This is a genomic window from Massilia aurea (assembly GCF_040790145.1).
Taxonomy (GTDB): Bacteria; Pseudomonadota; Gammaproteobacteria; order Burkholderiales; family Burkholderiaceae_D; genus Telluria; species Telluria aurea_C.
In genome coordinates this window covers 20198-41170 of sequence record NZ_JBFMMP010000012.1, presented here as the reverse complement: position 1 = coordinate 41170, position 20973 = coordinate 20198, and the positions used below count along the sequence as shown (strand labels likewise).

Here is a 20973-nt window from a genome sequence, read left to right as displayed (position 1 = left end):
AGGTCCACACACAGGCCGATCAGGGTGTGCGAAAGAGGGCAGATTATAGACGATGCGGCGCACCGGCATGAATCGTGGGGGCAGCGCGACCATATATCGCTTAGAATGTCCGGATCGCCGATCCGTACTTACCACGTAGTTACCTAGTTGTGCCTGCAATGAGCAAGAATAGTCCAGCCGCCACCTCCGGATATACCCGCACCAAGCAAACGGCCCGCGCGCCGCTGCCAGGCCGCCTGTCGCGCCTGCTTTCCGAAGCGCGCTGGATTGCCGGCGCCGTCGCTCTATTGTATTTTGTTCTTATTCTGCTCAGCTACAGCAAGGGCGATCCCGGCTGGTCGCACGCCAATTCGGTGCCGCGCATCGACAACCTGGGTGGTCGCGCTGGCGCCTGGCTGTCCGACCTGCTGCTGTTCATCTTCGGCTTTTCGGCCTGGTGGTGGAGCGTCATCTTCCTGCGCCAGGTCTGGCGCGGCTGGCAGCGCCTCACCGACAAGCTGGGCACCGCTGCGGCAGAACCAGTGCACCATGGCGAAATCTATGTGCGCTGGATCGGCTTTGCGCTGATGTTCGCCGGCAGCGTCGGCCTGGAATACCTGCGCATGTGGTCGTGGGATGTCGAACTGCCGCGCGCGCCCGGTGGCGTGCTGGGACAACTGATCGGGCACGCGAGCCAGGTCACGTTTGGCGCCACCGGCGCCACGTTGCTGCTGTTGCTGCTGTTCGGGCTGGGCTTTTCGCTGTTCTTCCAGGTGTCGTGGCTGGCCGTGGCCGAACGCATCGGCGGCGTGTTCGATGACGCGTTCGACTGGTTCCGCCTGCGCATGGAAGACATCGAAGATCGCAAGCAGGGCGAAGTCGCGGCCGTCAAGCGCGACGAAGCCGTGGATCATGGCCGCGCGAAATTTACCGAGAAGCATTCGAACGAGCCGATCCCGGTCGTGAAAGCCGAGCCGTCGCTGGACATGGCGCCGGCGCCCGTCGTCAAATCGACCGCATCGCTGGCGCCAGCCGTCTTGCCGACCGGGCAGGCGGCGGCCTCGACGATCAAGATCGAGCCGCAAATGGTCAGCGTGCCCAAGTCCGAGCGCGCCGAGAAAGAGCGCCAGACGCCGCTGTTTGCCGATCACCGCGGCGACACCGACCTGCCGCCGCTGGCGCTGCTTGATGAAGCCCCGCCCGTGACCGAGACGGTCAGCGTCGAGACGCTGGAATTCACCAGTCGCCTCATTGAAAAGAAATTGTCCGACTTCGGCGTCGACGCCAAGGTCGTGGCCGCGTACCCGGGCCCGGTCGTCACGCGCTACGAGATCGAACCGGCCACCGGCGTGAAGGGCAGCCAGATCGTCAACCTGGCGCGCGACCTGGCGCGTTCGCTGTCGCTGACCTCGATCCGCGTCGTGGAAACCATCCCCGGCAAGAATTACATGGCGCTCGAATTGCCGAACCCGAAACGCCAGATCGTGCGTTTGAGCGAGATCGTCGGCTCCAAGGTGTATGGCGACAGCGCCTCGAGCCTGACCGTGGCGCTGGGCAAGGACATCGCCGGCAAGCCGGTGGTGGCCGACCTGGCCAAGATGCCGCACTTGCTGGTCGCCGGCACCACGGGCTCGGGTAAATCGGTCGGCATCAACGCCACCATCCTGTCGCTGCTCTACAAGTCCGATCCGGCCGATGTGCGCCTGATCCTGATCGACCCGAAGATGCTGGAAATGTCGGTCTACGAAGGCATTCCGCACCTGCTCGCGCCGGTCGTGACCGACATGCGCCAGGCCGGCCACGCGCTGAATTGGGCCGTGAACGAGATGGAGCGCCGCTACAAGCTCATGAGCAAGCTTGGTGTGCGTAACCTGGCCGGCTACAACAACAAGATCCTGGACGCCGCCAAGCGCGAAGAGCACATCCCGAATCCGTTCTCGATCATGCCCGATAATCCCGAGCCGCTCGAGAAGCTGCCGACCATCGTCATCATCATCGACGAACTGGCCGACCTGATGATGGTCGTCGGTAAAAAGGTCGAAGAGCTGATCGCCCGTATCGCGCAAAAGGCGCGCGCGGCCGGCATCCACCTGATTCTGGCGACGCAGCGGCCGTCGGTCGACGTCATCACGGGCCTGATCAAGGCGAACATCCCGACCCGGATCGCGTTCCAGGTGTCGTCCAAGATCGACTCGCGCACGATTCTCGACCAGATGGGCGCCGAGGCGCTGCTGGGCATGGGCGATATGCTGTACATGCCGCCCGGTACCGGCCTGCCAGTGCGCGTGCACGGCGCGTTCGTATCGGACGACGAAGTGCATCGAGTTGTAAAACATCTGCAATCGCTCGGTGAGCCGAACTATATTGAAGGCATCCTCGAAGGCGGCACGCTGGAAGAAGGCGGCGCTGCCGACGGGGCCGCAGCAGGCGAGGGTGGCGGCGAGGCCGACGCGCTGTACGACCAGGCGGTGCAAGTGGTGCTCAAGAACCGCCGCGCGTCGATCTCGCTGGTGCAGCGCCACCTGCGCATCGGCTACAACCGCGCCGCACGGCTGCTGGAACAGATGGAAAACAGCGGCGTCGTCTCGCCAATGCAGTCGAACGGCAACCGCGATATCCTGGTGCCGGCGACGAGCGCCGAATAAGCAGGAACGTTAGCCTTGAAACGTCGTTCCCGCGGACGCGGGAACGACGTGCGTGGGCTAACAGCCAGTTCAACCTGCCATTGCAGACCCCAAAAACAAGAACAGGATCTTCACATGCAATCAACCAAACTCACCATCGCCGCTCTGTTTGCCACGAGCGCGATCATGTTCTCGAACGTGGCCAGCGCCGCCGCCCTCGACCAGTTCAAATCCTTCGTGGCCAGCACCAAGTCGGCCAAGGGCGAATTCACCCAGCAACAACTGGGCAAATCCAAGAGCGGCAAGGCGTCCCCCGCATCGAGCGGCAGCTTCGTCTTCGCCCGCCCGGGCAAGTTCATCTGGACCTACCAGAAGCCATACGAACAAGTGCTGCAAGCCGATGGCGACCAGCTCTACATCTATGACAAGGACCTGAACCAGGTCACCGTGCGCAAGCTCGGCAACGCGCTGGGTTCGTCCCCGGCCGCGATCCTGTTCGGCAGCAACAAGCTCGAAGAGAACTTCACGCTGAGCGAAGCAGGCGAACGCGATGGCATGGAATGGCTCAACGCCACGCCGAAAGCCAAGGACACGTCGTTCGAGCAGATCAGCATCGGCCTGAAGGGCGGCGTGCCGCTGGCGATGGAACTCAAGGACACGTTCGGCCAGACTTCGCGCCTGACCTTCACGAACTTCCAGCGCAACCCGGCCCTGGGCGCGCAGCAGTTCAAGTTCGAGACGCCCAAGGGCGCCGACGTCGTCAACCAGTAAGCCGTACGGGAGCTTGCCGTGGATGACCTGTTCAAGACTGCGCCAGCGGCGCCGCTGGCCGAGGCGCTGCGCCCGCGCACCATCGCCGAGGTCGTGGGGCAGAGCCACCTGCTCGGGCCCGGCAAGCCGCTCAACCTGGTCTTCAAGTCGGGCAAGCCGCACTCGATGATCCTGTGGGGTCCGCCCGGCGTGGGCAAGACCACGCTGGCGCGCCTGACCGCGTATGCCTTCGACTGCGAGTTCATCGCCCTGTCGGCCGTGCTGTCGGGCGTAAAGGATATCCGTGCGTCGATCGAGCAGGCCGAGCAGTATCTGGCGCGCGGCAAGCACACGATCCTGTTCATCGACGAGATCCACCGTTTCAATAAATCGCAGCAGGATGCCTTGCTGCCGTTTGTCGAAAGCGGGCTGGTGACACTGATCGGCGCGACCACCGAAAACCCGTCCTTCGAGGTCAACTCGGCACTGCTGTCGCGCTCGCAGGTATACACGCTCAAGGCGCTCACCGATGACGAGTTGCGCCAACTGCTCGCGCGCGCCAAGGAGTCGGTGCTGTCTCACCTCGAATTCGACGAGGTCGCCATCGATACGCTGATCGGCTATGCCGACGGCGACGCGCGCCGCTTTTTGAACCTGCTCGAGCAAACGAAGACGTCGAGCGACACGGCCGGCATCACGCATATCACGGCCGACTTCGTCGAGAACGCACTGACGCTGAACGTGCGCCGTTTCGACAAGGGCGGCGACAATTTCTATGACCAGATCTCGGCGCTGCACAAGTCGGTGCGCGGCTCGCATCCCGACGCCGCGCTGTACTGGTTGTGCCGCATGCTCGACGGCGGCGCCGACGCCAAGTACCTGTCGCGCCGCATCGTGCGCATGGCCTGGGAAGACATCGGCATCGCCGACCCGCGTGCCATCCAGCTCGCCAACGACGCCGCCGCGACGTATGAACGGCTCGGCTCGCCGGAAGGCGAACTGGCGCTGGGGCAGGCGGTGATTTATCTGGCGATTGCCGCCAAGAGCAATGCCGGCTACAACGCCTTCAATGCGGCCATGGCGTTCGTGCGCAAGGACAAGTCGCGCGAAGTGCCCGTGCATTTGCGCAATGCGCCGACCAAGCTCATGAAAGAACTGGGCTACGGCCACGATTATCGCTATGCGCACGACGAACCGCATGCGTATGCGGCCGGTGAAACCTATCTGCCGTACGACATGCCCGAACCCGGCTGGTACCAGCCGGTGCCGCGCGGGATCGAAGCCAAGATCGCCGAAAAGATGGCGTGGCTGCGCGGCCTTGACGACGAAGCACGCCGCTAGTGTCCTGAATCAGAGATTCGTTGAATAAATACGGCGAGCGTCGCCCTGATACTGCGTCGCAAATGCGCGCAAGGCCCCGGCCTTGCTGTGCTTTGCTCCTTGTTTCAGGCCGACTTCGCCACATTTATTATTCAACGAACTTCCAATTCAGGACACTAGCGGCCCTCGGCCGCCTTCACCAGCAAGCCCGACAATTCATCGAAATAAGCCAGCGCCGCCGGCGTGAGGTCGACCTGCTTGCGCCGCGTATCTTCGGTGTCGGACAGTATCAGCCAACCCTTTTTGCGCATGGCAGTGACCCGCGCATGGATGGTAGCGGGCGCGCCTAATTGTTCTTGCGCCATCAGGTCGCGCACGCTCAGGCGTTCGTGTGCCTGCAGCGCGCGCGCGACGACAGCCAGGACGCGCTCTTCGCGCGCGTCGAGTGGGCCCAGCGTGGGCAATGTGCGCAGCGCGTCGACCAGATTCAGAAAGCGCAGGTAAATGTCGGCCGGCCGCGTTGGCGGATTTTCTTGACTCATTAAACTCCCATGTCCCATGTCCCATGTCCCATCCTATGTACCATTTTCCATTCGGGACAATGTCTGTTGCATAAGTGCCACGTGCAACAATTCGTTGCGCATCAGATAACATCGGCTTGTTTATAATCCGGCGTCCGTCCGTGGTCTGGACATTGTAAACAAAGCCTTTCGTTTCATGCCACATTTTAAGCTTAAACTCGCCATGGTGGCGGGTACGGCGACCCTGTTCCTGGCCGCCATCTTCCTCAACGAAATGCTGTTCACCCGCCTCGAATTCGCACCCGGCATCAACCCGGTCTACCTGCCCGCCGGCGTGCGCCTGCTGAGTGTCCTGCTGTTTGCCGAGGCGGGTGCAGTCGGCCTGCTGCTGGCGTCCTGGCTCATCTGCTTCTTCTACTTTTTCCCGAATGACCCGCTGCGCTCCTTTATCGGCGGCATTCTGGCGTCGCTGGCACCCTATCTTGCCTACCGCGTGCTGTTGCTGTCGGGTGTCGGCGCTTCGCTGCGCGGCATGAGCGGCCAGCGGCTGTTCTGCTTCGCGCTGCTGTTTTCCATCATGAGCCCAGCCATGCACCACATCTGGTTTGCGCTGATGGGCCACGAGGATTTGTGGCATGGCTTTCTGGTCATGGCCATCGGCGATCTGGCCGGCACGCTGATCGTGTTGTACGGCGCCAGGTCTGCCTTGAATATACTCTGGCCAGCCGGCGTTTCGCGCCGGTAATAATTTCTTTACAGAAAAAAAATACTTGTGTAGCATACGATCCCATTATTATAACGTTCTACTTTTTATAGCGATTGGGTCGAGCATGCGAACAAGATCAAGCCTGTTGTCGGCCGGCGTGCTGGCGCTGGCGGTAACGGCTACGTTGCTGGCTGGCTGCGATGGCGCGCGGCAGAGTGTGGCCGAAGCGATTCGTCCCGCCAGTGCGGCCGAAGTCGCGGGGACGCTGCGTGAGCAGATCGCCAAGGGCGACTTCAGCCGCGCCAGCGCCGATGGCGCCGCATGGCTGGCGAATCAGGCCGATCCGAGCGGCGTCGTCGCGTGGGAGACTGCCAAGGCGAGCGCCCAGGCAGGCAAGGCCGATGCAGCGATCCGCTTTGCCGGAATGGCGGTGCAGGGCGGGGCGGTGGACACCGTGCGGCTGATGACCGAGCCGATGCTCGAGCCCGTGCGCCTCGACGCGCGCCTGGTCGCGCTGGCTGCCGGCGGCGGCCCAGCGCCCGATGGCCGGGCCGGTAGCCTGGCGCCTGCCGTCACCCCGGCCCTCGCGCCGGCCCCATCCAATGCTGCAGCGGCGTCCATCGGCGCCGACGGTATCAAGGCCAGCGCTGGCGATGTCTCGGTTCAGCTTCCCGACTAATCTTTTTCTCCCAATACATTTCTCATGATCAAGAAACTTCTGCTGCCGGCGCTGCTTGCGCTGGGCATCGCCGCACCGGTCGCGGCCGAAACCTTTCAGGCCAATGGCACCAAGGAACTGAGTATCAAGGCGCATGGCGACTTGATCAACGCTCGTCGTATCGCGCGCGAGCAGGCCGAGAAGGATGCCGTGGCCAGCGTCCTCAAGATCAAGCTCAGCGCCGACATGAACGACCTCAAAGTGCGCAATGCGCTGCCTGACCTGCACAAGCAGCTGGCCGACAAACTGCGCACCTCGTTCAGCGCCGAAGGCGACATGCTCACCGCGCGCAGCGTGCTGCAGGTGGAATCGAGCGAGTTCCTGGATCTGGCGCGCTCGCTGGGCATCGGTTCGGGCACGGCCGTCGCCAACGCGAGGGTGCTGTTCCTGATCGACGAATACTATGGGGTCGGCACCCGCCTTGACCCGTCGCTGCCGCTGGTCACCGAAATCGATTATTCGCACGACAAGAGCGCGATGTCGGATCAGAGCACCTCGGTCGCCTCCTCGCGCAGCGCCTCGAGCTCGGCCGCCAGCGCCGCCAAGGGCAGCATGGCCGCCGCATCGTCGGACAAGGCAGCCTTCGCCGCCAGCTCGGCGTCGTCGGTTGCCGCGCGCGATCGCCAGGCCCACAGCGGCTCTGCCAGCGGCGCGATCGCAGTGCGCGACGGCTACGGCAATGCCGGCGCCGCCTCGCGCAGCGCCTCGTCATCCGGCGCGCGCGACACCCAGTTCGCCGGCGCCCAGAAATCGGCCGTCGCCGGCAGCGCGTCGTCGCAGGCGGCCATGAGTGCCAGTTACTCGAACGCCAGCGCCAGCAAATCGGCCAGCGCCGCGAGCTACTCGGCCCAGAATACCGATGTCCGGCGCCAGAATGACGTGGTCAACCTGAAGGTGCGCCAGGAGTTCGCCGGCATCGACAATGGTCGGCCGGTCGACGCCAGCAGCGCCCTGATCACCCAGAAACTGCAGCAGGTTGCGGGTGACTTTGGCCTGGCCTATACCGACGAGCGCGATTTCCGCGTCGAGGGCGGCCAGCGGCTGACTGTCAGCGACATCGAGCGCCTGCAGAAGTTCGATTCGTATCTGGCGAAAGCAGCGGCAGGCAGCTATCGGGCCAAGTTCGTCGTCTACGGGCGCGCCCGGATGCAAACCGAAGGAACGAGTCCGAGCGGCCAGACCGAATGCTCGGGCCAGTTGCAGCTGACTTCGTCGAACGTCGACACCGGCGCCGGCTTCGTGGCCGGCACGATCGTCAAGCGCGCCGTCGGCAGCAGCGACCAGAACTGCCGTGGCAACCTGTCCGAGTCGATGGCGCGCGCGCTGGCCGACACGATCGGCACCAGGGCCCAGCGCGTCCTGCAGCAGGGTGCGGTACAGGGCACGCCGTATTTCGTGTCGATCTACAGCGCGCTGCGCGTGCCGGGCAAGGTGCGCCGGGACTTCTCGAGCCGCATGAAGGCGCTCGAGGGCGTGGTCGAAGTCGGCGACGGCGACAATGCGACCGACGAGCTGCGTACCTGGAACGTCGTGGCCAAAGGTAACTTCAGCGAACGTGTCGAAGACATGATCGACGCGTTCAAGGAATCAGGCGACGCTGCCTACAAGGACGCCCGCTTCGAACGCCGTGGCGACCGCCTCGTGATGTGTATCGAGGGCAAGTGCCCGGCGAGTATCTGATGCGAGGCAGTCTGCGCATGATGGGCCTGGCTGCGGGCCTGGCGGCCGGTCTCGCAGCAGCCGTGCCAGGCGCAGCCGTGGCTGCGTCGTTCTACCTGTTTCCGGTGCAGGAAATCGAGGGCATGTCGGCCGAGGGGCAAAACGCACGCCGCATGCTCGATCCCGGCGTGATGGCGCGCCTGTTCGGCGACAAGGCCGGGCAGGAAGCGCAGGCCGCGTTGGTCACGCAGTTCGTCAATCAGTTGCATGCGGCCTATCCGGCCTCGCTGATCCATGCGCGGCAGGTCGCCGACAACAACATCGGCCAGGGTCACCGCTTCGTCAATGACGGCAGCCTGCAGTGCCGCGCGGCGCCATCGTTCAAGGTGGCCGATACCTATGCCGTGGTGCTCGGTATCACGCGCGCGTCGCTCTACAAGGTCGAGCGCGGCGACAACGTCGAGGTGCTGGTGCCGGTGACGCTCAGCCTGCAGTTCGTGCGTCCGAGCCTGGCCAAGGTGGTCTACACGATGAGCGAGACGGTGTACACGCCGTTTCGCTTCAGCCGCGCCGAGTACGCGTCGGGGGCGGTGGATGCGACCATCCGCACTGAAGTCCTCAAGAGCATCGGCGAGCAGATCGGTACGCTGGTCGCCGGGGCCCGCGCGGCCTTCGATCCCAAGTCGACGACGGTCAAGCTGGTGGACCGCGACGGCAAGTTCCTGGTCGCCGATCGTGGCGTCGAGGCCGGCTTCGTCAAGGGCGAGCAGGTCGAGGCGCGCCGCGCCGATGGCCAGGCCAGCATCTTCGACGTGCTCTACGCCGACAGCGGCTACGCCGTACTGCGCAGCGCCATGGGCACGGCCAGCGTGGGCGACAGCCTGCAATTCACGTTCGAGAGCACGGGCGACGACAGCCGCAAGCCGCGCCTGCTGCCGGTGGTTGCCGACGACGATCCTGCCGGCACGGCGGCGGCCGACATGTTCGGGCGCGCGATCGGCTTCAAGGCATCTTTCCAGCTCAGTCCGGTGGACGTGCATTTCGACCAGACCAAACAGCGCATTACCCGCGCCGCCAATTGCGTCGACTGGAACAAGCTGCCGAGCATGACGCAGGCTTCCGGTGAGCGGATCGATCCGCCCGACTTCTTCCTGCGCTTCACGCCGGTGAGCACGCCGTCGGTCGTCCTGAGCGGCGCGCGCGGCGCCGTGACCGAGGAACGCTTTCATACGCTCGTGAGTGCGCAAGTCGTCGACCGCTTCGGCAAGGTGGTGTTCTCGGAACTGGGTGACGACGACCACCGGATCGAGCGCGTCGGCGGCAACGGCCTGGGCCTGCCTGAAGCGCGCGAAGTCGCGCTCAAGAATGCTACCGGCAAGCTGGCGGACAACTTCATTGCCAACGTGCGCTTTGCCGCGCGCGAACTGCGCGTGGCCAAAGTCGACGCAGAACGGCTGTGGGTCGAGGGCATGGACGGCGTGCCGACCGAACTGCCCAGCTTCGGCGTGCTTCATCCGCTCTCGGCGAAGGCCGGCAACAAGCCGGCGCTGCTGGATCTGGATGTCAATCCGGGCAGCGCAAATGCCGTCGGCGATGGCGCCCTTGTCGGCTTGTCGTACTCGGCCGTCAATCCGGCATTGCCGCGCCCGCAGCGCGGCGACATCGTGCGTCTTTATGGCCAGCAACTGGGGGGCGAGACGCGCGTGACCGATTGCCAGGAGCCGCTGTACGTGGGCCAGAACAACGTGGCCGAGGCGGCATTTGCCGGGCCGCTGGTGCGCCACGCGGTGTACCGGTCGCGCAAGTATGCCGGCCATGTGGGCGATCCGGCCTTCTATGACGCCGCCAACAAGCTGCTGGGCGCCGGTCTGTTCGACCTGCGCCTGCAGGCGCCGGCGATCGGCCTGTGCGTGCAGCCGGGGTATGTCATGCGCGAAGAAGTGGCGCAGTGCGCCGGCGCGGCATGTGGCGCCACGGTGATGCTGGGCCTGCAAGCGCGTTTCAAGGCTGGCGGCGAGCTGAAACACACTGCGGCCTCCGGCCTGCGCACCGAATTCAGTGGCGTGCCGCCGCAGGGCAGGGCGGCATTCTACGGATACAAAGGACTGGGCAACGGGCTGTCAATGCAACCCGACCTGCTCAAGAAAATCGAGAACTGATCAACGTTTCAACACAGGGATACCAAAAAATGAACAAGATTGCACAAGCTGTCGTCATCGCCGCATGCCTGATGGGCACAGGCGCAGCCCAGGCCCAGTTGGGTGGCCTTGGCGGCATGCTGGGCGGCGCGAAGAGCGGCGGCGGCGATATCGGCGCCAGCGTTGGCACCTTCGTCAGCCAGAGCGCGACACTGGGCGCGCTGACCAGCCAGTCGCTGATGGCGATCAATTCTGCCTTCCTGAGCAAGGAAGACAGCGCCGTCGTCAAGGCCGAACTGGATGCCATCAACAAGCTGACCAATACCGGCGAGAAGAACGTGCGCACGAAGGACCTGTATGAGTCGCAGTCGGCCGTCACCAAGCGCCTGTACGACTCGGGTGAGATGAAGACGCGCATGGCCTCGCTCGACGCCGACGGCCGCAAGCAGATCGGTAATGCATTGCTCAACTTCGGTATCGGCGGCCTGCAAGCGGTCGAGTTGAGCAAGACCGGCCAGGCGCTGGTGAGCCAGGCCGGCGCCAATCCGATGAACCTGCCGAAGATCATGCCGGTCAAGGACTCCTTGCCGCTGCTGGGTAAAGTGGTCAGCGATTCGGGCGGCATCATCGCTGGCGTGGCGAAACTGGCGCAGGGCGCCAAGATCGACGTGCCGAAGGTAACGGCAAGTTCCAAGCCGGTCGATCTGGCCTTCTAAGCCTTGCCAGGGGCATCTATCAAGTAATGCCCTGCCTGGCGCGCCGCGCCGGGCAGGGCGACATTGCGGCCGGTCGCACGGCGGCGCATTCTGCGCCGCATATCGTGCGCTTTGTCGCAAGTCGATGGCGATGCAAGGGGGCGGTGGCTACAGTACCACCATACCGCAGCACTTCCGAACCTTGAAACCACCCCTGAAGGAGTCATCATGAACATCCGTAAAAACGCCGAAGTCCTGTTCCTCGCCATCGCCGCACTGGGCCTGGTCGGCAGCTACGCCACCGCCAACGACCGTCCAATCACCATCGCCGCATCGACTGTATCGACTGCGCCTGCGCTCGACATGGCCAGCATCCAGACCGTCGTCGTGAGCGCCCCGCGCTTGACCGCCACCCTGTAAATCGCCGCTGAGCGGCGGGCAGGCGAGGGCCCGGCAGAACGACTGCCGAATCTCGCAAAGAATACTGGTCGGCTTGGTACAATTGTGGTTTCGATACACACAGCCTGGTCCAACCCGACATGATTGACATCCAACTTCTCCGCAAAGACATCGACACCGCTGCTGCCCGCCTGGCGACGCGCAAGTACCAGCTCGATGTGCCCGCCTTCAATGCGCTGGAGGCCGAACGCAAGGCGATCCAGACCCGCACCGAAGAACTGCAGGGCAAGCGCAATTCGCTGTCCAAGCAGATCGGCATGCTCAAGGGCAAAGGCGAAGACACGACAGCCGTGATGGCCGACGTGGCGGGCCTGGCCGACGAGCTCAAGGCCAACGAAGTGGCGCTGGCGAAGGTCCAGGAAAGCATGGCGCATTTCATGGCGGCCGTGCCGAACCTGCCGCACGAAAGCGCCCCGCAAGGCCTGGATGAAAGCGGCAACATCGAAGTGCGCAAGGTCGGCACGGTGCCCACCTTCGACTTCGAAGTACGTGACCACGTCGACATCGGCGAGCGCCTGGGCCTGGACTTCGAGACCGCCACCAAGATCACCGGTTCGCGCTTTTCGATGATGAAGGGCGGCATGGCGCGCCTGCACCGCGCGCTGGCGCAGTATATGCTCGACACGCACACCGGACAGCACGGCTACACCGAGTGCTACACCCCGTACATGGTCAACGCCGATTCGCTGCGCGGCACCGGCCAGCTGCCGAAATTCGAAGCCGACCTGTTCTCGGTGAAGAAAGGCGGCGTCGAAGGCGAGGGTGAAACCTTCTACCTGATCCCGACGTCGGAAGTGTCGCTGACGAACGTCGTGCGCGACGAAATCCTGCCACTGGATGCGCTGCCGCTCAAGATGACGGCGCACACGCCATGCTTCCGCTCCGAAGCCGGCAGCTATGGCCGTGACACGCGCGGCATGATCCGCCAACACCAGTTCGACAAGGTCGAATTGGTCCAGGTGGTGCATCCCGAGCAGTCGTACGCGACGCTCGATGAGATGGTCGGCCACGCCGAGTTCATCCTGACCTCGCTCGGCCTGCCGTACCGCGTCATGCTGCTGTGCACGGGCGACATGGGCTTCTCGGCCGCCAAGACCTTCGACATCGAAGTCTGGCTGCCGGCGCAGAACACCTACCGCGAGATCTCGTCGCTGTCGAACTGCGAAGCCTTCCAGGCGCGCCGCATGCAGGCCCGCTTCCGCAACGCACAGGGCAAGCCGGAGCTGGCGCACACGCTCAACGGCTCGGGCCTGGCCGTGGGCCGCACGCTGGTCGCCGTGCTGGAAAATTACCAGCAGGCCGACGGCAGCGTGATCGTGCCCGAGGTGCTGCGTCCGTACATGGGTGGGCTGGAGCGTCTGGCGCCAGCGGCTTGATGCGGGTGGTTCGAGGAGAAATCAGCCATGGCGCATTTTCTCCCTTCCATTTCTCATTCAATCCGCTATAATGGCGGTCTCTTGCAGCTCATAGCAAGAATCGACCGAATCAGGAGAGGTGGCAGAGTGGTCGAATGTACCTGACTCGAAATCAGGCGTACGCGCGAGCGTACCGTGGGTTCGAATCCCACCCTCTCCGCCAAGTAGCATGGAAACAGCCACCGCAAGGTGGCTTTTTTCATTCCGGAACGTCCCAGAGGAGCAGGGCGCCTGCGCGCCCTGCGTGTGGGATGCGAAGGCCATCGCGTACTCGCGATGGCGCGGCCTGCAGCATGTAGGCGAATCCCACCTTCTGCGCCAAGTAGCATGGAAACAGCCACCGCAAGGTGGCTTTTTTCATTCCGGAACGTCCCAGAGGAGCAGGGCGCCTGCGCGCCCTGCGTGTGGGATGCGAAGGCCATTGCGTACTCGCGATGGCGCGGCCTGCAGCATGCAGGCGAATCCCACCTTCTGCGCCAAGTAGCATGGAACAAGCCACCGCAAGGTGTAATGCCGTTCAGTTAAGCGCAGCTAATTCTTCGCTAACCTAAAGACCGTCATCCCGCACAGGCGCACTGCTATCCGGAATATTCATACGCAAACTATGCACGTCATTCCCGCGCAGGCGCACTGCTGTCAGGAATATTCATACGCAAACTATGCACGTCATTCCCGCGTAGGCGGGAATCCAAGTGAAGTCACAGAATGTTCATTCTCTTGCGTGGCCCGTACGTTCTTTGAAGGGCGGTTTTTAGGCCGCTAGCCGGCGAAACTTAGGTTCCCGCCAAGGCGCCCGGCGAGCGCGGGAACGACGTGGTTTTCCCTATGAGGCGGCCTCATTCAAGCACTCAAAATTATTCCGGACAGCAGTGCGCGCAGGCGGGGATCCAAGTTTTTCACATATACCACGAACGCATATCGCCGTGGCCGTGCAACTGACTTGGATCCCCGCTTTCGCGGGGATGACGGCTTTTTGGCTAACTGAACGGCATTACACCGCAAGGTGGCTTTTGTCATTCCGCATGGTGGTCTCGGGTGGGTCAGTGAGCGGATCGTGGATATCTCAAGATTTCAGTAGATATCGAGGCGTTGCAGTGTAATCCGCCCGGGCGGATAGTTCAATCGCCAACCAAGGGGAGGCCGGCCGCGCGAAAAGTGCGGTTACAATCGGCTTTTCGCTCGCTTCGAACATGGATGCCAAACACGGACTGGCGGCGGTGTCCGCCCTGGCCCAGGAAACCCGACTGGGCATCTTCCGGCTCTTAAGCCAGGCTGGCCTGGTCATGGCGCGCCAGGAAAGCCGCTTCGTGATCTATATCGCCGAATTCGCCACCATGGCTTTCTTGTCGAGAACTGCTGCGCCGGCGCCCCGTGCGGCATCGACAGGGCTGCCTGCAGTACCGCGCGTTAAGCACGCCGCCCGGCGCGCGACGCAACCGATATTCCCAATCGAGGAGCCGCCATGGCAGCCGACACCGCAGCGCATCCGTATTACGACCGCCTGATCGAAGCCGGCCGCGCCAATGGCCCGGTAACGGTGGCGGTAGCGCATCCCTGCGACCGCTATGCGCTGGAAGCGGCGCTCGACGCGGCGCGCATCGGCCTGATCACGCCGCTGCTGGTGGGGCCGACGGCGCGCATCCACGCAGCCGCCGATGCGGCCGGCCTGGACATCGGCGCGCTGCGCCTGATCGACACGGCGCACAGCCACGCCTCGGCCGCGCGCGCGGTGGAGCTGGTGCGCGAAGGGCAGGCCGCCGCGCTGATGAAGGGCAGCCTGCATACCGATGAACTGATGGGCGCCGTCGTCGCCGCCACGACCGGCCTGCGCACTGCGCGGCGCCTGAGTCACTGCTTCGTGATGGACGTGCCGGGACGAGACGAACCCCTGATCATCACCGACGCCGCCATCAACATCATCCCCACGCTGGCCGACAAGAAGGACATCGTGCAGAACGCGATCGACCTGGCGCACGTGCTGCGCTTCGAGGGCGTGCGCGTGGCGATCCTGGCGGCGGTGGAAACGGTGAGCGACAAGATGCCGTCGACGATCGATGCGGCGGCGCTGTGCAAGATGGCCGATCGCGGCCAGATCACGGGCGCGATCCTCGATGGCCCGCTGGCGATGGACAATGCGATCGACCCGCAGGCCGCCGCCATCAAGGGCCTCGACTCGCCGGTGGCCGGGCGCGCCAATGTGCTCGTCGCGCCCGATCTGGAGGCCGGCAATATGCTGGCCAAGAGCCTGACCTTCATGGCCGGGGCGGCGGCGGCCGGCATCGTACTGGGCGCGCGCGTGCCGCTGATCCTGACCAGCCGCGCCGACTCGGTCGCCGCGCGCCTGGCCTCGTGCGCCGTGGCCGTGCTGCTGGCGCGGCACCAGCTGGCCAGCGCCAGCCTCGCAGGACGCTGAGATGGCGAACCAGGACTGCATCGCGGTCATCAACGCAGGCTCGTCGAGCATCAAGTTTTCGGTGCATGCGCTGCCAGACCTGGCACGGCTTTTCACGGGCAAGATCGACCAGCTGTATCGCGGCAATACCAGCTTTATCGCGCGCGACGCCGGCGGCCAGACCGTAGGCGAGCAGACCTGGGCCGCGTCGCTCGACCACCACGCCGCCATGGCGTTCCTGATCGAGTTCGCCGAGAGCCACCTGGACGGCCATCGCGTGCGCGCCGTCGGCCACCGCATCGTGCACGGCGGCGTCGACTTCAGCGGGCCGGTTCGACTGGACGATGCGGTGCTCGCGCGCCTTGCGCGTCTGATTCCACTCGCACCGCTGCATCTGCCGCACAACCTGGCGCCGGTGCGCGCGTTGATGGCGCTGAGCCCCGGGTTGCCACAGGTCGGCTGCTTCGACACGGCGTTTCACACGGCGCAGCCAGCGCTGGCGCAGGCGTTCGCGCTGCCGCCGGCGATCACCGACCTGGGCATCCGCCGCTACGGCTTTCATGGCCTGTCGTACGAATACATCGCGGCCACGCTGCCGCAATGCGATCCGGCGCTGGCCGGCGCGCGCGTGGTGGCTGCGCACCTGGGCAACGGCGCCAGCATGTGCGCCATGCTGGGCGGGCGCAGCATGGCCAGCACGATGGGCTTCACGGCGGTCGACGGCCTGCCGATGGGCACGCGCTGCGGCGCGCTCGATCCGGGTGTGGTGATCTACCTGATCGACGAAATGGGCATGGCGGTGGGGGACGTGCAGCGCCTGATGTACAACGAGTCGGGCCTGCTCGGCGTGTCGGGCGTGTCGTCCGACATGCGCGTGCTGGAAGCGAGCAGCGCGCCGCGTGCGCAACTGGCGATCGATCTGATGGTGTATCGGATCGGGCGCGAACTCGGGTCGCTGGCCGCCAGCTTGCAAGGTCTGGACGCACTGGTGTTCTCGGGCGGGATCGGCGAAAACAGCGCCCGCCTGCGCGCCGCCGTGTGCCGCGACGCGGCCTGGCTCGGGGTCGAACTCGATCCCGCTGGCAACGCGGCGCCACTGGCCGGCCCGGCCTGTATCAGCCTGCCATCGAGCCGGGTAGCGGTCTGGGTGGTGCCTGCCAACGAAGAACTGATGATCGCGCGCCATGCGCGCGACCTGCTCGCTGCATCACCCGGCGGCAACCGGGCGGACGTGTAGGCCGCGCTGCAGCGCCCTGGTTTGTCCGACGCCTTCGCGCCGCGCCGCCTCGTGCCACTGGCAGCCGGGCAGGCACTGCAATAGCTGCGCCTGCAGCGCCGTTGCGGCGTCGCGTTCGACGCACAGCAGCGCGCGCACGGCGCCGCCGCTCGGGCAGGCGTCGATGCGTAGAAAACGCACCGCGTCCAGGCCGGCGCGGATCACCGCCTGGCGCAAGCTTGTCGCCGATGCGGTATCGACCTGCAGCCAGACCAGGATCGTGCGATCGGCTGGCGGCTGGCGCCGCACGGCGGGGTAGTCGGAAGTTGCGTGCCACATCATCATTCTCCTTCGGTTGCTGTGCTAATCAGCGTGTAAATAAACTGCAAAAAGTCGCGCCCGGCGCGTGAAGGCCTTGTCAGCGCCACAGTGCGTGCGCGGCGCCCATCTGTGCCTCGACTGCGAACACCATCTTCGGCACGGTCGCGTACACCTCGTCGTACAGCGTACGCATCTCGGCGGCGGCGTCGGGGTCGCACGTTGCGGCGTCCAACACGCAGCGCCCCGGCCCATAGTCGAAGGCGGCTGGCGCATGCAGGACCGTCTCGGCGAGCGTGGCGTCACGCACCCGCGCCACGTGCGCGAGCACCGCGGCGCGTTCGCTGGCGTCGGGCCCGGCCGGGCCGCTGACGGCGACGAACAGCACCCGCATGCCCGGGTTGAACGCGCGGGCGCCGTTCAGGCGGGCCAGCAAGCGGTATTGCAGGTCAAGGTCGAGCGCACCGCCGCGCACCGGCACCACCACCAGCCGGCTTGCCGCCAGCACGCAGCGGCAGCCGTCGGTGTCGCGCGTGCCGGCGTCGATCAGGATGTCGTTGAACAGCGGCCGCAGTGCGGCCAGGCGCGTCCTGACCGCGCGGCTGCCCACCTGGCGCGTGTCGATCCACGGCCGCACGCCGGCGTTGCTGCGCTCATTGCACCAGTCGCTCTCGCTGGTACCGCCCGTGGTCATCAGGCACACGCGACGGCCGCTGCGGGCACGCAGCACCGCCAGGTTACGCGCCACGACCGTGCGGTCAGGGCTGCTGTGCTGGTTGACGATGGCGATGATCATGGCAAGTCTCCGGGGCAGATTCGATACGACCAGCGTAGCCGTGCGTCCGTAAAAACAGGACAAAATAGCGAGGTGAGGTCGTCAATGCCATGTAAACGCGGCCTGTCGGGCGTTGCAGGACAGGGCAAAGCCAAGATGGCGGGCGGATGGCGCATTGGCCCGGCCATGAAAAAGTTGCAGCTCATAACTTGCATGGTTCGCCAAGGTGTCGGTATAATGCGGCCTCTCGCAGCGATGCGAGACGACCGAATCTGGAGAGGTGGCAGAGTGGTCGAATGTACCTGACTCGAAATCAGGCGTACGCGCGAGCGTACCGTGGGTTCGAATCCCACCCTCTCCGCCAAGTAGCATGGAAACAGCCACCGCAAGGTGGCTTTTTTCATTCCGGAACGTCCCAGAGGAGCAGGGCGCCTGCGCGCCCTGCGTGTGGGATGCGAAGGCCATCGCGTACTCGCGATGGCGCGGCCTGCAGCATGTAGGCGAATCCCACCCTCTCCGCCAAGTAGCATGGAACAAGCCGCCGCAAGGTGGCTTTTTTCATTCCGGAACGTCCCATGGGACTAGCTTGTCTCCGTAAATAAGTCCGGCCGTCTACACAACGGTACTGTATTGACATTGCCCGTACAATCGCCCGATTCAATGTGCTGGCCATCCAATGTCGACCATCCACTGGTTTTTCTCGATCGGCATGCTGATGCTGGCGCGCGGCCTGGCGGTGTCGACGCTGGCGCGCTTGCCGGTCACGTCGGCCATCATTTATCTGGGTGTCGGGTTGTTCCTCGGCCCGGCTGGCCTGCACGTCTTTTCGTTCGATCCCATCGGCCAATCGCATCTGCTGGAAACGCTGACCGAAATCGCCGTGCTGGTCTCGCTGTTCTCCGCCGGTGTCAAGATGCCGGTGCCGATACGCTGGCCACGCTGGGTGCCGGCGCTGCGGCTGGCCTGGTTGTCGATGTCCATCAGTGTCGCGCTCGTGGCCGCGTTTTCGGTGTGGGTGCTCGGGTTGCCGCTCGGAGGCGGCATCCTGCTGGGTGCCATCCTCGCGCCCACCGATCCGGTGCTGGCCACGGACGTCCAGGTGCGTCATCCCGACGACCGTGACGAACTGCGCTTCACCTTGACCTGCGAAGCCGGGATGAACGACGGCTCGGCGTTTCCGTTCGTGATGCTGGGCCTTGGCCTGCTTGGTGTGCATGAGCTCGGCGAATTCGGCCTGCAATGGCTGGCGGTGGAAGTGGTCTGGGCCACGTTTGGGGCGATCCTGATCGGGGCGCTGGGCGGCTATGCGGTCGGGCGCGTGGGTTGGCTGCTGCGCGGACGGGAACCGAAGCACGAAGTGCTGGACGATCTGGTTGGCCTGGGGCTCATCGCCGTCGTGTACGCCGTGACGGTGCTGTGCATGGCGTGGGGTTTCCTGGCCGTGTTCGCCGCAGGCGTGGCGCTGCGCCATACCGAACTGGCGGCTTCCGGCGCGCACAAGGACGGCCAGGGCCTCCTCGTGCCGGAAGCGCCGCCGACCAACCCGGCGCCGAATGCCCAAGCGCCGCTGTCGGTCAGCTCGGAATCGCTGGTGTTCAAGGAGCACATCGAGCGCCTGTCGGAATTGACGCTGGTGCTTCTGCTCGGTGGCATGCTGACAATCCAGAGCTGGACCTGGCACACCGGCTTGACGGCGCTGTTCCTGTTCGTGGTGGCGCGGCCGCTGAGCGTGGTGCTGGGCCTGCTCGGCTGCGGGCGTTCGCCGCGCGTGACGTCGATGATCGCGTGGTTCGGCGTGCGGGGGATCGGCTCGCTGTATTACCTGATGTATGCAATCAACCATGCGTTGCCGCCCGACCTGGCGCGCGAGCTCAGTCAGATCACGATTGCCGTGATCATGCTGTCGATCCTGGTCCATGGGCTGAGCGTCAAGCCGCTTCTCGATCGCTTCTGGCGGCGGCGCAAGAACAATCCGGGATGACCGGATCTAACGCTTGCGCGCCTGCAGCCACACGGCCGCAATCCGCTCGACCTCTTCATAGCCCGGCTCGCCGAGCTGCCCGCCGAAGATATCCGGATCGAGTTCTTCATACGACCAGGCGGCGCACTGTGCATCGAGGGTTGCGCGCACGCTGTCCAGGAAATGATCGTCTGCACCACTCAGCGCCACGCCGGTGTACAGCATCAGCCGCCCGCCGGGGCGCAGCCGCGCCAGGCCTTCCTCGACGATCCGCCGTGACAGTTCGGCGCCGCGCTCGCCGCCGCCATGCCGGTAGCGGCGTTCATCGGGATCGACGACGAACGGCGGATTCGATATCACCAGGTCGAAGTCGCCCGTTACCCCGTCGAACAAGTCGCTCTCGTGCGCCGCAAAGCTGGCGGCGCCGTTCAAACGGGCGTTCACTTCAGCCAGCGCCAGTGCGGCCCGGTTGACATCCGCCCCGATGACATCAGCGCCGGGGAACGCCTGCGCGATCGCCAGCGCGCCGGCCCCGCCGCCGCAGCCGATATCGATCGCGCGCGTGGTCACGACATCCAGTGCCCCGAACGCGCGCCGCATGGCGCCGATGAAGCGGTAGGTGTCCGGCCCGAAGAACACGGCGTCGTCGTCGTGCGTCGGGAAGGCCGAGTGAAACAGCAGCAGATCGGCGAGCGTCGAGGCCCGCACGGTCGAGCGCAGGTTGTCGCCTGCGCCGGCCAGCACGCCGGCGGTCGCCATCAGGTCGAGCATGCCGGGCGGGAGCGCGGCGGCGGCGAACGGCCGGCTCCAGCCGAACACGTCGCGCAGGTCGCGCGCTTGCTCGTTGCCGGGCCGGGCATTGATGCGCCGGTGCGTCGATGGCGTGACGGTCATGAAGCGGTAACCGGCCTGGCGCAGGGTAGCGCCAAGGGCAAGCAGGGCGTCGGCTTGGGAAGGAGTCATGACATCAGCATCGCATGGATTGAACCGGACTCGGGCGCGCACGAACGGTGTCGTATGCAGTCGGAATTTGATGCATTATGTGATGACTCGAACATACCGGATGACGGCGACCAACCATACTCATCAATACAGTCGGACACCGACAACGAGAGAGAGAACCTGCACGATGAAAACTTTTGACATGGACGACGTCCCGCGTGGCCGCATGGACCGCGAAATCGCCCGCGAACGCCGCGAGCGCGCGCTGAACGACGAGCAGCGCGCAGGCCTGGCGCCCATCGACGACCTGCGCGGCAAGGATGCGCGCGAGCGTGCCGATACCTGCAACCTCAAGCGCAACAGCCGCTAATCCTCTACCGGACAAC

General features: G+C 64.8%; 19 protein-coding genes and 2 tRNA genes. 17 read left to right on the top strand and 4 right to left on the bottom strand.

Features of this window, described 5'->3' with window-relative positions; genetic code table 11:
- Positions 1-158 precede the first annotated feature (158 nt).
- The 3 genes from AB2N08_RS16240 to AB2N08_RS16230 all read left to right on the top strand — a co-directional run bounded on the left by AB2N08_RS16240 (position 159) and on the right by AB2N08_RS16230 (position 4694).
- Positions 159-2624, top strand: coding sequence for a DNA translocase FtsK (locus AB2N08_RS16240; RefSeq protein ID WP_367611782.1), 2466 nt, complete (start codon positions 159-161; stop codon positions 2622-2624).
- A 114-nt stretch (positions 2625-2738) separates the two neighbouring features.
- Complete coding sequence (lolA, locus tag AB2N08_RS16235; protein ID WP_367611780.1) at positions 2739-3374, top strand: outer membrane lipoprotein chaperone LolA; 636 nt, start codon at positions 2739-2741, stop codon at positions 3372-3374.
- Positions 3375-3392: 18 nt separating this feature from the next.
- The gene (locus AB2N08_RS16230) at positions 3393-4694 is read left to right on the top strand and encodes a replication-associated recombination protein A (protein WP_367611778.1); all 1302 of its coding nucleotides are present in this window, start codon (positions 3393-3395) and stop codon (positions 4692-4694) included.
- A 155-nt stretch (positions 4695-4849) separates the two neighbouring features.
- Here AB2N08_RS16230 and AB2N08_RS16225 read toward each other — a convergent pair whose 3' ends face one another.
- Positions 4850-5215, bottom strand: coding sequence for a winged helix-turn-helix domain-containing protein (locus AB2N08_RS16225; RefSeq protein ID WP_367611776.1), 366 nt, complete (start codon positions 5213-5215; stop codon positions 4850-4852).
- A gap of 175 nt (positions 5216-5390) precedes the next feature.
- On the opposite strand from AB2N08_RS16225, the gene AB2N08_RS16220 reads away from it, so the two are divergent.
- From AB2N08_RS16220 to AB2N08_RS16170, 11 genes are all read left to right on the top strand, one after another.
- Positions 5391-5939 carry a hypothetical protein gene (locus tag AB2N08_RS16220; protein ID WP_367611774.1) on the top strand — a complete coding sequence of 183 codons (549 nt, stop codon included), beginning with the start codon at positions 5391-5393 and terminating at the stop codon, positions 5937-5939.
- Between the two features lie 85 nt (positions 5940-6024).
- The gene (locus tag AB2N08_RS16215) at positions 6025-6579 is read left to right on the top strand and encodes a hypothetical protein (RefSeq protein ID WP_367611772.1); all 555 of its coding nucleotides are present in this window, start codon (positions 6025-6027) and stop codon (positions 6577-6579) included.
- A gap of 24 nt (positions 6580-6603) precedes the next feature.
- Entirely contained in the window at positions 6604-8298 is a 1695-nt protein-coding gene (locus tag AB2N08_RS16210; protein ID WP_367611770.1) for a hypothetical protein, read from the top strand.
- On the top strand, positions 8298-10436 hold the full coding sequence (locus AB2N08_RS16205) for a hypothetical protein (protein ID WP_367611768.1): 2139 nt from the start codon (positions 8298-8300) through the stop codon (positions 10434-10436). Before AB2N08_RS16210 ends, AB2N08_RS16205 begins: the two co-directional genes overlap by 1 nt.
- A 29-nt stretch (positions 10437-10465) precedes the next feature.
- Entirely contained in the window at positions 10466-11131 is a 666-nt protein-coding gene (locus AB2N08_RS16200) for a hypothetical protein (RefSeq protein ID WP_367611766.1), read from the top strand.
- A 207-nt stretch (positions 11132-11338) separates the two neighbouring features.
- On the top strand, positions 11339-11530 hold the full coding sequence (locus tag AB2N08_RS16195) for a hypothetical protein (protein WP_367611764.1): 192 nt from the start codon (positions 11339-11341) through the stop codon (positions 11528-11530).
- 119 nt (positions 11531-11649) lie between these two features.
- The gene (gene serS / locus AB2N08_RS16190) at positions 11650-12945 is read left to right on the top strand and encodes a serine--tRNA ligase (protein ID WP_367611762.1); all 1296 of its coding nucleotides are present in this window, start codon (positions 11650-11652) and stop codon (positions 12943-12945) included.
- Between the two features lie 112 nt (positions 12946-13057).
- Positions 13058-13147 (top strand) — tRNA-Ser (locus AB2N08_RS16185).
- A gap of 1027 nt (positions 13148-14174) precedes the next feature.
- Positions 14175-14489: a hypothetical protein gene (locus AB2N08_RS16180; RefSeq protein WP_367611760.1), complete on the top strand. Its 315-nt coding sequence runs from the start codon at positions 14175-14177 to the stop codon at positions 14487-14489.
- Positions 14447-15397, top strand: coding sequence for a phosphate acetyltransferase (locus AB2N08_RS16175; protein ID WP_367611758.1), 951 nt, complete (start codon positions 14447-14449; stop codon positions 15395-15397). The genes AB2N08_RS16180 and AB2N08_RS16175 overlap by 43 nt, the downstream gene beginning before the upstream one ends.
- 1 nt (position 15398) lies before the next feature.
- Positions 15399-16613, top strand: a complete 1215-nt coding sequence (locus AB2N08_RS16170) for an acetate/propionate family kinase (RefSeq protein WP_367611756.1) — start codon at positions 15399-15401, stop codon at positions 16611-16613.
- Here AB2N08_RS16170 and AB2N08_RS16165 read toward each other — a convergent pair.
- Complete coding sequence (locus AB2N08_RS16165) at positions 16584-16931, bottom strand: hypothetical protein (RefSeq protein ID WP_367611754.1); 348 nt, start codon at positions 16929-16931, stop codon at positions 16584-16586. The genes AB2N08_RS16170 and AB2N08_RS16165 overlap by 30 nt on opposite strands.
- Positions 16932-17010: 79 nt before the next feature.
- Complete coding sequence (locus AB2N08_RS16160) at positions 17011-17706, bottom strand: hypothetical protein (RefSeq protein ID WP_367611752.1); 696 nt, start codon at positions 17704-17706, stop codon at positions 17011-17013.
- A gap of 253 nt (positions 17707-17959) precedes the next feature.
- On the opposite strand from AB2N08_RS16160, the gene AB2N08_RS16155 reads away from it, so the two are divergent.
- Positions 17960-18049 (top strand) — tRNA-Ser (locus AB2N08_RS16155).
- Positions 18050-18361: 312 nt separating this feature from the next.
- Complete coding sequence (locus tag AB2N08_RS16150; protein WP_367611751.1) at positions 18362-19666, top strand: cation:proton antiporter; 1305 nt, start codon at positions 18362-18364, stop codon at positions 19664-19666.
- A gap of 6 nt (positions 19667-19672) precedes the next feature.
- Here the strand turns inward: AB2N08_RS16150 and AB2N08_RS16145 are convergent, their stop codons facing one another.
- Positions 19673-20608, bottom strand: coding sequence for a methyltransferase (locus tag AB2N08_RS16145; protein ID WP_367611749.1), 936 nt, complete (start codon positions 20606-20608; stop codon positions 19673-19675).
- A 166-nt stretch (positions 20609-20774) separates the two neighbouring features.
- On the opposite strand from AB2N08_RS16145, the gene AB2N08_RS16140 reads away from it, so the two are divergent.
- Positions 20775-20957: a hypothetical protein gene (locus AB2N08_RS16140; protein WP_367611747.1), complete on the top strand. Its 183-nt coding sequence runs from the start codon at positions 20775-20777 to the stop codon at positions 20955-20957.
- Positions 20958-20973: the final 16 nt, after the last annotated feature.